Genomic DNA, 14,687 nt, shown 5'->3' on the forward strand with positions numbered 1-14,687 from the left:
CCCGCGCTCTCCGCGCTCCTTCCCGAAGCGCACGGCCGAGGCATACCCTGCCGGTACCGCTGGGGGTGACGTCTGTGCGTATGACACCCGGAACACCCGAAGTGCGCGTGCCGCGGCTGGTGGGCCTGATGGCCGTGGACGCGCGGGAGACGGCCGAGGCGCGTGGTGTGCTGCTCGCCGCGCCCGACCGGCCCGACTTCCATCGGACGGTCGTCGACTACGTCGTACGGCAGTTTCCGCAGCCCGGTGCGGAGGTTCCGCGCGGCGCCGTCGTCACCGTGTGGTTCGACCTCGGGGACGCGGAGGGCGGCGCGGGGGTGCGCGAGCCGAGGCCGCCCCGTCCGCCGTCGGGCGGGATGCGGCGCGAACTCGACCGCCCCGGGGACCCGTTCGAGGTGCTCAGGTAGCGGGAGTGCGGGCGGGGCCGCTCTCGGGAAGGGCGCCCCGGGTCGCTCAGGCCTGCTTGAAGCCGCGGTGCAGGGCCACGATGCCGCCGGAGAGGTTGCGCCAGGCCGTCTTCGACCAGCCGGCCTTGCGCAGCCGCTCGGCCAGCTCCGGCTGGGTCGGCCAGGCGCGGATGGACTCGGCGAGATAGACGTACGCCTCGGGGTTCGAGGAGACGGCGCGGGCGACCGGGGGCAGCGCGCGCATCAGGTACTCGGTGTAGACCGTGCGGAACGGCGCCCAGGTCGGGTGCGAGAACTCGCAGATCACGACGCGTCCGCCCGGCTTGGTCACGCGGTACAGCTCGCTGAGGGCGGTGTCGGTGTCCTGGACGTTGCGCAGCCCGAAGGAGATCGTGACGGCGTCGAAGGTGTCGTCCTTGAACGGCAGCTTCGTGGCGTCACCGGCGGTCAGCGGCAGCCAGGGATGGTTGCGCTTGCCCACCCGGAGCATGCCGAGGGAGAAGTCGCAGGGGACGACGTACGCGCCGCTGCGGGCGAAGGGCAGGGACGAGGTCGCCGTGCCCGCCGCCAGGTCCAGGATCTTCTGCGCGGGGCGCGCGTCGACCGCCTTGGCGACCTCCTTGCGCCACACCCGGTCCTGGCCGAGCGACAGCAGGTCGTTCGTCAGGTCGTACCGTTCCGCCACGTCGTCGAACATCGAGGCGACTTCGTGCGGCTGCTTGTCCAGGGATGCGCGGGTCACCGTCCCATTGTGGCAGTACGGGCCGGACGACTCGGCGGCGCCCGGCCGTACGCCCCTCTCCCGCACCCCTTCGGGAACGGCGGCCGCGACACCGGGCCCCGGGGGCGCCCCGGCACGAACGCCCCCGCGACGGCCCCCGGAATCGCCGCGACAGGCGCCCGTCACGGCAGCAGCCGCGGCCTCTTCCTCGCCGCCACGTCCTCGACCCAGCCGAACAGGGCGATCGCGATCCAGATCAGGACCCAGCCGACGGCGAACATGAACCACTGGCTCTCCAGCGGCAGCCACGCCTCGAAGGCGGGGACCTTCCAGAACTGGTCGATCAGGGGGACGGCCAGGATCAGGGCGATCTCGTGCCAGAGGTAGATCGTCACCGCGCGCCCGTTGAAGATCGTCACCGTCCGGTCGAGCCGGCGGAAGCGCGTCAGCCACGCGAAGTCGACGTCGTAGTAGGCCTTGAAGTAGAGGAGCAGGGTCACGAAACCCGCCGACCAGAAGGCCTGGGCGAGGGGGATCTCGTCGAGGTCGTAGGTGCCGAACTCCGACCGGTGCGCGAAGGCGAACCAGCCGCCGTAGGCCAGGGCCGCCAGCGACGCCGTGACCACCGCGGCCGGCCGCAGCCGCTGGAGCACCCCGTCGCGGTGCGCGAAGCCGAGGAGCCAGCAGAACAGGTACGTGGCCAGGTCCCACAGGGCGCTGCCGAACCGGTTGTCCGGCGCCTCCCAGAAGAAGTTCAGGACCAGGACCGGGGCGAGGGACAGGACGAGCACGGGGACCGGGGCGAGCCGGAACGCCCGCAGCAGCAGCGGGGACAGCAGCACGAACCACAGGTACGTCCGCAGGTACCAGAGGATCTCCCAGGCCTGCTCGCCCCACGCGTTGCCCGGCGGATCACCGAGCGGCACGATCCAGTAGACGATCTCCCAGCCCGGCATCCAGCCGTGGACCAGCATCGCCAGGACCACGAAGACGCCCCAGAACCAGAACGGGGGCAGGAGTCTGCGCAGCCGGCTCCGCACGACCTTGGGCGCGGGGCGCTCCAGCGACTTCGCCATGAGCGTGCCGGCCAGGCCGAACATGACCCCCATGGAGGGAAAGACCAGGCCCGCCCAGGCCCAGCCGAACGTGTGGTACGCGACGACGCGCACCAGGGCGACCGCGCGCAGGGAGTCGAAGTAGCGGTCCCGTACGCCCGGGAGCGCGCGCCTTCGTCCCGCCCGATGCCCGCCCTTCGGCGGGGCGCCACGAACGGGTTCCGCGGCCGGCACCGGCGGCTGTACCGCCGGCTGTACCGGCAACTGCGCCGGTGACCGCACCACCGTCTCCGCCTCGGGAACGTACTCGTGGCGCACGGACGAGGGCTGGGGGTGGGGCTGCCGTCCCTGGTGGCCCTCGTACCCGTAGCCGTGCCCGTACTCGTGCCCGGAGCCGTGCTCATGCCCGTGCCCGGAGCCGTGCCCGTGCCCGGAGCCGTGCCCGTGCCCGGAGCTGTGCCCGTGCCCGTACGGCTGGTGCTCCCGGCTCATCGGCCCGCTCCCGCCGGGGTGCCGACCTCGCCCGTGCGCTTGAGCTTCTGCCAGCGCAGCCGGCCGCCGGTCAGGGCCGTGACGCAGGAGTGGATCAGGACCAGGTACATCATCTGGCGGTAGGCGAGCTGCTGGAGCGGGAGCATCGCGAGATAGCGGTACTTCTCCCGGTCGAGGCGGAACGCGTAGGCCGCGCAGACGAGTTGGACGGCGAGCACGGCCAGCCAGGCGAGGACCGCGGCGCGGAGGTCCACGAAGATCATCGAGTAGACGGTGAACACGTCGATGAGCGGCGCGAAGACCGGCGTGACGATCTGGAAGAGGACGACCAGCGGCATGCCCACGCGGCCGAAGCGCCCCGAAGGCCCTTTGTCCGTCAGGGACTTGCGGTGCTTCCAGAGCGCCTGCATGGTGCCGTAGCTCCAGCGGTAGCGCTGCGACCACAGCTGCTTGAGCGAACCGGGCGCCTCCGTCCAGGCCCTGGCGTGCTCCTGGTAGACGACTCGCCATCCCGCGCGGTGCATGGCGATGGTGATGTCGGTGTCCTCGGCGAGGGTGTCCTCGCTCATCCCTCCGACACCGAGGACCGCGTCGCGGCGGAACGCGCCGATCGCGCCCGGGATGGTGGGCATGCAGCGCAGCAGGTCGTACATCCTGCGGTCGAGGTTGAAGCCCATCACGTACTCGATGTGCTGCCACGCGCCGATCAGGGTGGTGCGGTTGCCGACCTTGGCGTTGCCCGCGACGGCCCCGATCTCCGGGTCGGCGAAGGGCTGTACGAGCTGGTGCACGGCGTCCGGTTCGAAGACGGTGTCCCCGTCCATCATCACGACGATGTCGTGACGGGCGTTGCGGACACCGTTGTTGAGCGCGGCCGGCTTGCCCGCGTTCTCCTGCCGGATGACCCGGACGTTGGGCATGCCGAGCAACTCGGCGATCTCGGACGTGTTGTCGTCGGAGCCGTCGTCGACCACGATGATCTCGATCGGATGGGTGCTCTTCGCCAGTGATCTCAGTGTGTTGGCGATGCACTCCTTCTCGTTGTACGCGGGCACGATCACGCTCACCGGCCGGGTGACCGTCGGCCCCCAGCTGAACCTGCCCCCTCCGACGCCCTTGCCGCGTCTGCGATTGCGGTTGCGCTGCCGGTGGTGGCGCCGGGCGAGGACCAGCATCATCCCGAAGCGGCCCATGACGGCGACGCCGACGACGACGAGGAACCACGACAGCGCGGGCACCACCCACTCGGCGACCGCGACGGCGTAGACGAGCGCCCTGCCCTCGTAGAGGGTCGCGCCGGCGGCCTCGTGCTGGGCGGCCTGCGCGGCGCTCTCGCCGCCGGTCCCCGCACCCGAGCCCGCGCCCGCGCCCGCCGAGCCGGGCTGTTGTCCCACGGCGGCCTGGCTCCGGTTCAGCATGGCCTGGGCGCCGCTGACGGTGGTGAAGGTGTAGCCCTTCGCCTTCATCTTCTTGATGTACGTGCCGAGCGCGGTGATCGTCTGCGACCGGTCGCCGCCCGCGTCGTGCATCAGGACAATGGCGCCCTTGTTCTTCTTCGGCGTCGCCCACCGGACGATCTTCGAGACGCCCGGCTTCTTCCAGTCGTCGCTGTCGGTGTCGACGAAGACGCTGGTGTAACCGAGGTTCCCGATCTCCTTGTAGACGGGCCAGCTGTAGTTGTCGACGGCGTCGATCTCCGAGGAGTACGGGGCGCGGAACAGAGTGGTGGTGACGCCGGCCGCACCCGCGAGAGCCAACTGCGTCTGCTTCAGCTCCCGTTGCAGGCGGGCGGCGCTCTGATAGGAGAGGTCGACGTGGGTGAACGTGTGGATGCCGACCTCGTTGCCCTGCTTCACCAGCGACTTCACCACGCTCGGGTAGCGGGAGATCATCGAGCCGACCATGAAGAAGGTGGCGTCGACGTCGTTCTCCCGCAGGACCTCGAGGACCTGAGGCGTCCAGGTCGCGGTCGGCCCGTCGTCGAAGGTGAGCACGATCGTCTTGTCCGGCACGGACTGGGTCTTCGCGGTGCCGCGGTCGAAGGTGAGGATGGGTCCGCCGTCGAGGATCCTGCTCGGGACCTTGTCGTAGGCCGCGCCGTCGCGGACCCGGGCGTCGTTGCCGATCTCGGAGCGCAGATAGCCGTCGAGCAGCATCACGCTGGTGAGCGCGAGCAGGAGCAGCAGGGCGAGGATGACTCGTGGTTTCTGAAACGCCGCGGCCCGTCCGGCGGCCCGCTCCATCCTGGAGGGGGCGCGCCGGCGGCCGCGTGCGGGCGTCGTCGTGGTCATGAAGGTGGGTTCCGTGCCCGTCAGTTGGCGCCGGTGGAGGCGGTAGCCCCGGCGGTCGAGGTGGGGACGGAGAGGGACGCCGACGCGGCGGAGGCGGCCGAGGACGCGGCGTCGGTGGCCGCTCCGGTGGGGGCGCCGCCGGGAAGGCCGGTCGGAGCGCCGCTGGGGAGTGCGGTCGGGCCGCCGGTGGGTGCGGTGCCGGCCCGGCCCGCGCCGGGTCCCCCGCCGCCCGGAGCGGAGCCGGCCCGGCCGCCGTCGAAGGGGATCAGGGAGGACGGCGTCAGCGAGGTGCCCCAGCCCATGAAGGCCATGCCGAGCACGACGGCGTAGCCGAGACACCCGGCGCCGACGAGGAGGCCGACTCTGCGCAGCAGGCGGGCGCGGCGGCCGGAGCTGTCAACGAACACGGGGCCGTCCACGGCCCCACTGCCGCGTTCGCGGCGGCGGCCGCGCACCGGGGCGCGGTTTTCGATGGCGGACTCGGATTGCATTTCCCCGACATTAGGTCGGCTCCTTGTGGCGAAAACTCTGCTTTCCGTGTGAACGGCCCATGAGAGACAGCCATAGCTGTATTTTCTCTATGAGACCCGAGGCGATACGACGGGAATCCACCGCCATCCACGCAGCTCAGGCATGCCCGATACAGGAGAAATGCACCATCGATACGCCCGACATGACCCTTTATCCACCCCTCTCGGCCACTCCCGCCCGCCCTCTTCCGCGGCAATACCGATGAATGACCTCCATTCGGAATTACGTTCCGGGTGTGACACATTCCCTATCAGGAAACGACAGTTTGTTTCCGTCCTGAGACAGACATCACGAGAGCGGGTGCGTACGCAATGAGGAGTTTCCTGAAGCCGGTCGCGGGGCTCGCCTGCCTGGTCGCCCTGGCCTGCGCGGGGTGTTCCTCGGGTGGTTCCACCACGGACGCGGCACCCGCGCGGACTCCCGGGACCGGCTCGTCGGCCTCCGCACCCGCGGCCGCGTCGGCGTCGAGCACGTCGTACGCGCCCTATGTGAGCGCCACGACGCCCGGCGCGACGGACGCGGCGGGCTCTCCGACGACCTACAACCTGGCCTTCGTGATCGCGGACGGCAGCGCCTGCACGCCGAAGTGGAACGGGACGTACGCCATCGGCGACGCGGCCGTGAAATCCCGGATCGCCGCACTCAAGAAGTCCGGTGCGAGCGTACGGGTCTCCTTCGGCGGCGCGTCCGGCAAGGAGCTGGCCTCGACGTGCGACAGCGCGAGCGAGCTGGCGGACGCCTACGGCAAGGCGCTCGACCAAGCCGGCTCGTCCCAGGCCGACTTCGACGTGGAGGGCACCCAACTGGCCGACTCCGCCTCGGTCGCCCTGCGCTCCGAGGCCATCGCGCTCCTTCAGAAGGAACGCGGCGACCTGAAGGTCTCGTTCACGCTGCCCGTGATGCCCTCAGGCCTCGACGACGACGGCCTGGCGCTCCTGGAGTCCGCCAACGACCACGCCGTGAAGGTCTCCACCGTCAACATCATGACCATGAACTACGGGAGTTCGTACGCGGACGACATGGGCGACTACGCGATCACCTCGGCCGGCGCCGCGCACCGGCAGTTGCAGAAGGTCTTCGGACTCTCGGCGGCGAGCGCCTGGCAGGGGCTCGCGCTCACCTCGATGATCGGCGTCAACGACGTGGACAACGAGACGTTCTCCCTCGACGACGCGGCGCAGGTACGGGAGTTCGCCGAGCGGAAGAAGATCGCCTGGGTGTCGATGTGGTCGACGTTCCGGGACCAGCAGTGCGGGGACGACGACAACGCCGACGACGCGGCCACCGACTGCAGTGGCGTGAAGCAGGGTTCGGGGGCGTTCGCGAAGGCGTTCGCGGGCTGAGCCGGCGCCCCCTGCCGTGATCAACGGCTGCGGTACACCAGCCGCCCGCCGATCACGGTCGCCACGCAGGTCCCCGCACCCCGCAGGACCAGTTCTGCACGGTCCGCGACGTCGAACACGGCGAATCGGGCCGGACCGCCCGGCGTGGGGCCCGGCAGCAGGATCAGCGGGGTCGGGGACAGCGCCGCCGGGCCCGCGAGCCGGTCCGGCCGCCGCCCGACCGCGAGACCGGCCCTGCGCACCGCGTCGACCACGGGGCGCGACGTGAGCTCCCCGGCAACCGCCACCGTGCCGTGCGCCAGCAACCGCTGGACCCCACGGCGCGCGCTCGCGCCGACGCGCGAAGGATCGGCGCGGAAGATCCGCCGGGCCCGCTCCCCGCCGATGGGCTCGGTGCCGAAGCCCGCGGCCTCCCGCGGGTCCGGGTGGTACATGGCCTCCAGGAGCTCCGGGCCGTACGGGTTCAGCAGGCCTGGCGTCAAGATGCCGGGCCAGTGCCGCACCCTCGCGCTCGGGTGGGCGGCGGCCAGTTCCTCGTACGGGCCGACGGCGGCGACAGTCGCCCCGTCGGCCAGGACCGCTGTCTCGGGTGACCGCTCGGCGGCGTGGATCGTCAGCATGGGGGCGTCAGTTGGAGGCCAGCAGCTTCAACTCGGGGTGGGCCGTGCCACCGTCGATCGCCGTCGAGGAGATGTGCGACATCACGCGCTCGTCGACCGGGTCGTTCGCCGGGTCGTCGTGGACGACGATGTGCTCGTAGGTCGTGGTCCGCTGCGCGGGGACGCGGCCCGCCTTGCGGATGAGATCGATGATCTCCATGCGGTTGGAGCGGTGCTTCGCGCCGGCGGAGGAGACGACGTTCTCCTCCAGCATGATCGAGCCGAGGTCGTCGGCGCCGTAGTGCAGGGAGAGCTGGCCGACCTCCTTGCCGGTGGTCAGCCAGGAGCCCTGGATGTGCGCCACGTTGTCGAGGAACAGGCGGGCGATCGCGATCATCCGCAGGTACTCGAAGAGCGTCGCCTGCGTGCGGCCCTTCAGGTGGTTGTTCTCGGGCTGGTAGGTGTACGGGATGAAGGCGCGGAAGCCGCCCGTCCGGTCCTGTACGTCACGGATCATCCGCAGGTGCTCGATGCGCTCGGCGTTGGTCTCGCCGGTGCCCATCAGCATGGTGGACGTCGACTCGACGCCCAGACCGTGCGAGATCTCCATGATCTCCAGCCAGCGCTCGCCGGACTCCTTGAGCGGGGCGATCGCCTTGCGCGGTCGGGCCGGGAGCAGCTCGGCGCCGGCGCCCGCGAACGAGTCGAGGCCGGCGGCGTGGATCCGCTGGATGGCCTCCTCGACGCTCACCTTGGAGATACGGGCCATGTGCTCGACCTCGGACGCGCCGAGGGAGTGGATGACCAGCTCGGGGTACGCGCCCTTGATCGCGGCGAAGTGCTTCTCGTAGTACTCCACGCCGTAGTCCGGGTGGTGTCCGCCCTGGAACATGATCTGCGTGCCGCCCAGCTCGACGGTCTCCGCGCAGCGGCGCAGGATGTCGTCGAGGTCGCGCGTCCAGCCCTTGGCGGTGTCCTTGGGGGCCGCGTAGAACGCGCAGAACTTGCACGCCGTGACGCACACGTTCGTGTAGTTGATGTTGCGCTCGATGATGTACGTCGCGATGTGCTCCGTGCCCGCGTACCTGCGGCGGCGTACGGCGTCGGCGGCTGCGCCGAGCGCGTGCAGCGGTGCGTCGCGGTAGAGGACGAGCGCCTCTTCCGGAGTGATCCGCCCACCCGCGGCAGCACGGTCGAGGACGGCTGCGACATCAAACGACGTAAGGTCGGCCTTCTCGGTCACCGGGAGCGTCCCTTTCGTAAGGGTTGTGGACAGACCAAGCCAGCCTACGCCAGCTCCCCGGGCCGCCCGACGTCAGGCCGCGTACGCCCCGATCAGGAGCCCCGCATAGGCGCCCGCGATCAGGAACGGGCCGAACGGGATCGACGTCTTGCGGCCCGCGCGCCGCGCGATCACCAGGCCCAGCCCGTACAGCCCGCCGAACAGGAACCCGACGAAGGTCCCGAGGAACACCGCGCTCCACCCGTACCAGCCGAGGACGGCGCCGAGACCCAGGGCCAGCTTCACGTCACCGAAGCCCATGCCGTTCGGGTTGATGAGGAAGAGGACGAAGTACCCGCCGCCGAGCGCGAGCGCCCCGAACAGCGCCGACGGCCACTCCCCCGCGTGCTCGGGCAGGGCCGCGGCCACCCCGAGCAGGGCGAGCGCCACCGCCGCGAACGGCAGGGTCAGCGGGTCGGGCAGCCGCTGCACCCGGAAGTCGACCACGGCGAGCAGCACACCGAGCGGCGCGAGCAGCAGCCAGACGGCCAGTTCGGGCCGGGTGCCGGTCGCGAGGGCGAGCCCGGCGCACAGGAGGGCGGTGGCGAGGGAGACGAGGAGGGTGCCGGGACCGTAGGGGGCGCCCTGCGACCGCGCGAGCCCGAGCCAGCCGCGCGCCGGGCCGGTGATCGTCCGGCCGTCGGGACAGCTGTCCCGCCAGGGCTCGCCCGGGTCGACGGCGAAGCGGTAGGCGGGCCGCGGCACGAGCAGGCCGGCCGCCGCGCCCCACAGAGCGGCGCCGACGGCCGTCCAGAGATCGAGATCCACGCGTTCCCCCAGGAAGAGTCGGTACGGCGACGGCGGGCGCCCCCGTCACTCCGGGTCCGGCGACCACCGCGCCCCGCCGGGCGGCCTCACGGCCGGTGCCGGGTCCGTCCGCCGCAGGCCCGGCGACCGTACGACGGGTACCCGGCAGTCCGTACGACGGGCTGCCCAGTTCGCCCGGAGACGGTACGTCGGTCGCCGGGGCCGGCGGAACGGAGGGGTGGATCACCCCACGGCTGCCCCGTTCGAACGCCACGCGGGGAGCAGCTCGTCCAGGAGTGCCTCGGTGCGGGGCGGCAGGCCGCGCGCGCCGCTGCGGGTGACCAGGTCGGCGGCGAGCCCCTTCAGCCGGTCGGTGTCGCCCGTGGCATGGGTCGCCCGCAGCAGCTCGTTCCACAGGCGCTCGTCGCGCGGAGCCGAGTTCATCGAGGCGTTCAGCGCCTCGATCGCCTTCTCCGCACGGTCCTTCTCCAGATGGAAGGCGGACAGTGCGAGTCCGATGTCCGCCACGAGCAGCGGCAGTTGGGCGTCGATGATCTCGTGGGTGAGCCAGCCGTAGCGGCCCTGCGGGCGGTCGGCGAGCAGCGGCCCGCGGACGAGGACGAGCGCGTCGGTGAGCAACCGGCCGCGGACGACCCGGCTGTCGACCCCCTTGCCCTGGGTGGCCTCGTGGTAGAGGGAGCGCAGCACGTCGAGGTCGGACACGACGGACTTGGCGAGCGTGAGGCGCCCGGCCTCGTCGGTGCCGAGGCGGGCTGTGCCGTCGGGGTCGGCGCCGAGCCAGTCGCGCAGCCGCTCGACGAGGGCGTCGCGGACGTCGTCGGTGACTCCGCGCGGCCACAGCGCGGCGGACAGCACGCGCGGGTGCACACCCTCGCGGTGCAGCAGGAGCAGCGCGAGGGCCTCGTGCAGCAGCGGGCTGCGTTCGCCGTCGGGCGCGTCCAGGCCGATGATCTCGTACGAGCCGACGAGCCGCGCGTAGACGGCGGGCCGCCCCTGTTCGCTGATGTCGACGAGGAACGGCGGGGTGGTCGTCGGCCCGTCGGGGTCGCGCTCCGGGTCGGCCTCGACGAACAGTTCCACGACCGCCCGCTGCTGTGCCACCGGCAGGAGCTGCGCGTCGAGTTCGAGGCCGAGCAGCGGCGCGAGCAGTTTGCCCTCGCCGGTGATCTCCATCTCCCAGGCGGCGCCCGGCAGATAACCGCTCTCCGTGCCGACGAGGTAGCCGATGCCCAACCGTCCCGCGTCGGCCGCGAGTTCGGCGAGGGTGACCGCGTCCTCGGCGGAGGGCTCGGTGGCGAGGAGGACGAGGTGCGGGGCCCAACGGGTGTGCTGGGCGGGTCCGGTGCGGCCGGTGAGGACGGAGTCGTGACCGGCGGCCCCGAGGGCGCCGCGGCGCTGACGGGTCTCCGCCTCCATGGTCTCGACGAGCGCCTCGACGTCGTCGAGGTGGCGCAGCCGGCTGGGTGCGAGCGGGGTGAGGTCCTCGCCGAAGCCGACGAGGGTGATCGTCATGCGGTCGGACCAGCCGTTGGTGGCCAACTCGGCCGCCACGGAGGCGAAGACGCCCGCGCGGTCGGCCGCGCTGCCGCTCAGCGAGACGATGCCGGGCACGGCCTCCAGGTTGAGGAGCAGCCGCGAGTCGTCCATGGTGCCGAGGCTGACGAGGCCCGGGTACGGAGCGGCCGTGTCGACCTCCTCGTACTGCTCGGCGTCCGCGCGGGCCAGCATCCAGAACGTCTGGTCCTGACCGAGCTGCCAGGGTGTGGGCGGCTTGCCCGCGGGCTGGGCGAGCTGGAGGTGCAGGTCGCCGTTGCCGCCGAGCCAGGCCGCGTAGACGGTGGGCAGCGGGCGGGACTCCGCGGCGAGGGCGCTCGCGAGTCCGCGCAGCGAGAGGTCGAGCAGGCGTACGCCTTCGGGGTCTGCGCCGACGAGCAGCGCGTCCTGGGCGTCCGCGGCGGAGCCGGTGGGAACCGGCGGCTCCATGCCGCGCCGCCCGCCGACCGCGCCGAGCGCGGACTGCCACAGTGCCTGGCGGCGGCGCCGTCCGAGGGCGCCGAGGAGGCCGGCGGCGAGCAGCGGCGCACCGACCAGGGCCTCCGGCAGCCCGAAGGTGAACCCGCTGTCCTCGGAACCCTGCGCGGCATGCGCGGCTTCGGCGGGGGCGGGTTCGCGCCGCTCGTCGCCGCCGGCCGCGGGCTGCCCGGCGGGACGCTGCCGGGGTACGTGGATGTGCGCGGTGTCCCGGTCGCCCTGCTCGTTCTGCCGGTTGGCGGCGCCGCCCCGCTGCTGGTCGCCGGTCTTGGCGTAGTCGTGGATCTGCTGCTGGACCTGCTGGGAGACCTCGGGCGCCGCGTCGGGCATCTCGACGAGTTCGCCGCCGCGGGCGTCGCCGGGCATCTCCAGGATCCAGCCGGGCCGGATGAGGCTGGCCTCGGACAGCTTCGAACCGTCGGGCTGCGTACGGTCCTTGTTGAGCTGGTAGATCTCCTTGTACCGGCGCCCGTCGCCGAGGTGGCGCTGCGCGACCTCCCAGAGCGAGTCGTGGTGCCGGCCCTCGGGGGGCTGGATCCGGTAGTACTTCGTGTCGCCGTGCTCGGTGGCACCGGCACCGTCCGCGTGGGCCGCCGCGTCCGCCGCGTCGGCGGCCTGCTCGGCGACCGCTGCGGCGGCACTGGAGGCGGCCTGCTCCTGCTGCTGCCCGAACAGTCCGGGAGTCTGCTGCGCGGCGGCCACGGAACCGTGCTGGCTGCCCTCCAGGCTCTGGCCGAGCTGCGAGAGGCCCGGCGTGAAGCTGGCGGCGGCCGCGCTGACGAGGAGCAGCGCCGCGACGAGCTGGCGGGCCAGCAACTGGCTGGCGCCGGCGCCCGGAACGCGGTTGGGCATCCCGACGCCCGACAGCGCGGCCTTCACCTCGACGAGTACGCAGGCGGTGAACTGCGCCCACGCGAACCACACGATGACCGTCAGAGCGTTGATGAACGTGCTGACGGAGATCTCCCGCTGGAGCCAGTCCATCTGGGGCGCCCCGTGCGGCAGCGGCCACCCCACGCTGACGGCGAGCGCGCCGGGCACCCCGACGAGCAGCACCAGCAGGGCGACGAACGCCCCGAGCGCCTTCACGAAGTCCCCGAACGTCCTGCGACGCCGGGGCAGGGGCTGCGGCGTCCGATTCCTCGGACTCGGCGAGGTGCCCGTCGAGCTGGAAGTGGTGCGTCGCGCCATGGCGGGTGTCCCGGGGTCGTGTGAGGAGGGAGTGAGGTCGGGGGGTGAACCGAGCCTACTGAGATCTTAAGGAGGGTGTCGAAGCCCGGGCAGAGGCCGGCACAAAGCCACCGCCCGATACACCACCCCCCACCCCAAAAGCCGGAGTTGCGCCTCTCATCCACCTCTCCCCCGCACGGGATCTGCACACCCCCGACACCATTGGCCACGGCCACGCAACGTGGATCCGCACGCGAGAAAGATGCCGAGACGATCCGAGCGACAGGGTGAGAGGCGCACTCGGCCAACACCCTCGCGAAACATCGTTCACCTCTACCCGTAACACCCGAAGGAACCATCAGAATGGCTATCGAGTACGACCTGGACTGCGCTACTCAGTTGCCTCCCATTGAGGTCGCCAGGCGACTGGCGGAAATCGGGAAGGAGACCGGCGTCTTCGACGCGAGCGCTACGAGCCAACAACTCGTCGACGTGCACGAAGGCGTCCTCACCAGACTGGGCACCTGGATCTGCGTAGTCGATGACGGCCGGCTGCAGCCCTGGCACCCCATCATCACGGGCCTCGGCTTCACTCCGACCGTGGGCGTGGGCTTCCGTCTGGCCAAGGGAGTCGAAGTCAGTGACCAACAGCACGACATGATCCGGCTGGTGACACCTCTGCTGGAACGGATCGACGGCGATGCGGTCCTGCACTTCCAGTTCGAGCAGATCTGGATGCTCCGCAGGAAAGGCGAGCTGAGTCTCAGCGAGGACGACACCCTGTGGCGCCCCCAACGTCTCGCCGTCGTGACGCAGCCCTACCGCCGGGAATCCCACAGCATGGACGTGTGAGCCACATATGAGTTTCAGGTTCCGCTCTGCCGACCTTCCTGGTCAGGACACATGGCACGCCGACGCGGATGTCGCCCAGGAGGCGGCATGGAAGGCTCTCCGGGACCAGCACGCTCGAGCCATGCCCGTTTGAGGGAGTGCCGACCGCACCTCCCGTGCCCCCGTTCGACGCAGGCATCCACCGGGCGTCACCATGTCGGCACGCCTTCTCAAGCCCGCCGGATGCCGATCACGTAATCTGAGCGCCCGACCGGGCCCGCCTGCGCGCGCGTTGTAGAGAGGCATGCCATGGCATTGAGGCATGACGTGACCGCGCGGCAGTCGCGTCTGGCGGTCGAGTTGCGGAGGTTGCGGGAGGCGGCGGGGCTCACCTCGCGGGAGGCGGCCATCCTGCTCGCGGTGAACCCCGCGCAGATCAGCCAGATCGAGGCGGGCCTCGCCGGGGTGAGCGAGAAGCGGCTGCGCCGGCTGACGGCCCAGTACGCCTGTGCGGACGAGGCGTTCACCGACGCCCTGGCCGCCATGGCGACGGAGCGGATCCGGGGCTGGTGGGAGCAGTACCGCGGGCTGCTGCCCACGCCGTTCCTCGACCTCGCCGAGCTGGAGCACCACGCCACGTTCCTCCGCGAGGTGCAGTTCCTGTACGTCCCCGGCCCGCTCCAGACGGAGGACTACGCACGGGCCGTCTTCGCCTACCGGGTGCCGGAACTCTCGTACGAGGACGTCGAGTTGCGCGTGCGGCACCGTATGCACCGCCGGGTGATCCTCGAAGGACCGGCCCCCACGCCCTACGACGGTGTGGTCCACGAGGCGGCCCTGCGCATCCTGGTCGGCGAGCGCGCCACCTCCCGGGCCCAGTTGACGCATCTCCTCGAACTCTCCGAGGCGCACCACATCACCCTGCGCGTGATCCCCTTCGACCTGGAGGGATTCGCCGGCGCCACCAGTGCCATGACGTACGCCGGGGGCCGCGTACCGAAGCTGGACACGGTCGTACGCGACGCGCCTCAGGGCGCGGCCTTCATCGACTCGGAAGCCCAACTCGACGCCTATCGAACGCTCTTCCGTAAAGTGGAGGCTGTTTCGCTGGGCGCCAAGCGGTCCCGCGACTTCATCCACAGGTTGGCGAAGGAGCTGTGAGGCAC

Annotated in this window: 12 protein-coding genes; 4 read left to right on the forward strand and 8 right to left on the reverse strand. The window is 71.3% G+C overall.

Translation table 11 applies throughout. The annotated features are described in order from the left end of the window. Positions 1-80 precede the first annotated feature (80 nt). Entirely contained in the window at positions 81-407 is a 327-nt protein-coding gene (locus tag ABZT74_RS27015; protein ID WP_356176916.1) for a PASTA domain-containing protein, read from the forward strand. A gap of 46 nt (positions 408-453) precedes the next feature. On the opposite strand, the gene ABZT74_RS27020 is transcribed toward ABZT74_RS27015, so the two are convergent. From ABZT74_RS27020 to ABZT74_RS27035, 4 genes are all read right to left on the reverse strand, one after another. Beyond that, positions 454-1,149 carry a demethylmenaquinone methyltransferase gene (locus tag ABZT74_RS27020; protein ID WP_164369603.1) on the reverse strand — a complete coding sequence of 232 codons (696 nt, stop codon included), beginning with the start codon at positions 1,147-1,149 and terminating at the stop codon, positions 454-456. 161 nt (positions 1,150-1,310) lie between these two features. Further along, positions 1,311-2,675 carry an acyltransferase gene (locus ABZT74_RS27025; RefSeq protein WP_356438791.1) on the reverse strand — a complete coding sequence of 455 codons (1,365 nt, stop codon included), beginning with the start codon at positions 2,673-2,675 and terminating at the stop codon, positions 1,311-1,313. Next, positions 2,672-4,966: a bifunctional polysaccharide deacetylase/glycosyltransferase family 2 protein gene (locus ABZT74_RS27030; protein WP_356438794.1), complete on the reverse strand. Its 2,295-nt coding sequence runs from the start codon at positions 4,964-4,966 to the stop codon at positions 2,672-2,674. The genes ABZT74_RS27025 and ABZT74_RS27030 overlap by 4 nt, the downstream gene beginning before the upstream one ends. 20 nt (positions 4,967-4,986) lie before the next feature. Continuing rightward, positions 4,987-5,457 carry a hypothetical protein gene (locus tag ABZT74_RS27035; RefSeq protein WP_355878120.1) on the reverse strand — a complete coding sequence of 157 codons (471 nt, stop codon included), beginning with the start codon at positions 5,455-5,457 and terminating at the stop codon, positions 4,987-4,989. A 351-nt stretch (positions 5,458-5,808) separates the two neighbouring features. Between ABZT74_RS27035 and ABZT74_RS27040 the strand changes: the two genes are divergently transcribed. After that, entirely contained in the window at positions 5,809-6,840 is a 1,032-nt protein-coding gene (locus ABZT74_RS27040) for a chitinase (RefSeq protein ID WP_356438796.1), read from the forward strand. A gap of 20 nt (positions 6,841-6,860) precedes the next feature. Here ABZT74_RS27040 and ABZT74_RS27045 read toward each other — a convergent pair whose 3' ends face one another. The 4 genes from ABZT74_RS27045 to ABZT74_RS27060 form a co-directional block, all read right to left on the reverse strand. Further along, the gene (locus ABZT74_RS27045; protein WP_355878126.1) at positions 6,861-7,460 is read right to left on the reverse strand and encodes a hypothetical protein; all 600 of its coding nucleotides are present in this window, start codon (positions 7,458-7,460) and stop codon (positions 6,861-6,863) included. A gap of 7 nt (positions 7,461-7,467) precedes the next feature. Next, positions 7,468-8,682 (reverse strand): cyclic dehypoxanthinyl futalosine synthase, encoded by a 1,215-nt coding sequence (gene mqnC, locus ABZT74_RS27050; protein ID WP_356176873.1) that lies wholly within the window; start codon positions 8,680-8,682, stop codon positions 7,468-7,470. A 72-nt stretch (positions 8,683-8,754) separates the two neighbouring features. Beyond that, the gene (locus ABZT74_RS27055; protein ID WP_356438799.1) at positions 8,755-9,489 is read right to left on the reverse strand and encodes an A24 family peptidase; all 735 of its coding nucleotides are present in this window, start codon (positions 9,487-9,489) and stop codon (positions 8,755-8,757) included. Between the two features lie 222 nt (positions 9,490-9,711). Beyond that, entirely contained in the window at positions 9,712-12,711 is a 3,000-nt protein-coding gene (locus ABZT74_RS27060; protein WP_356438802.1) for a BTAD domain-containing putative transcriptional regulator, read from the reverse strand. Between the two features lie 342 nt (positions 12,712-13,053). On the opposite strand from ABZT74_RS27060, the gene ABZT74_RS27065 reads away from it, so the two are divergent. Next, a complete protein-coding gene (locus ABZT74_RS27065; protein WP_356438804.1) occupies positions 13,054-13,542 on the forward strand; it encodes a SitI3 family protein in 489 nt (162 codons plus the stop codon). A 288-nt stretch (positions 13,543-13,830) separates the two neighbouring features. Beyond that, positions 13,831-14,682 carry a helix-turn-helix transcriptional regulator gene (locus tag ABZT74_RS27070; protein WP_356438807.1) on the forward strand — a complete coding sequence of 284 codons (852 nt, stop codon included), beginning with the start codon at positions 13,831-13,833 and terminating at the stop codon, positions 14,680-14,682. Positions 14,683-14,687: the final 5 nt, after the last annotated feature.

The sequence above is a fragment of the Streptomyces sp. NPDC005302 genome (assembly GCF_040607345.1).
GTDB lineage: Bacteria > Actinomycetota > Actinomycetes > Streptomycetales > Streptomycetaceae > Streptomyces.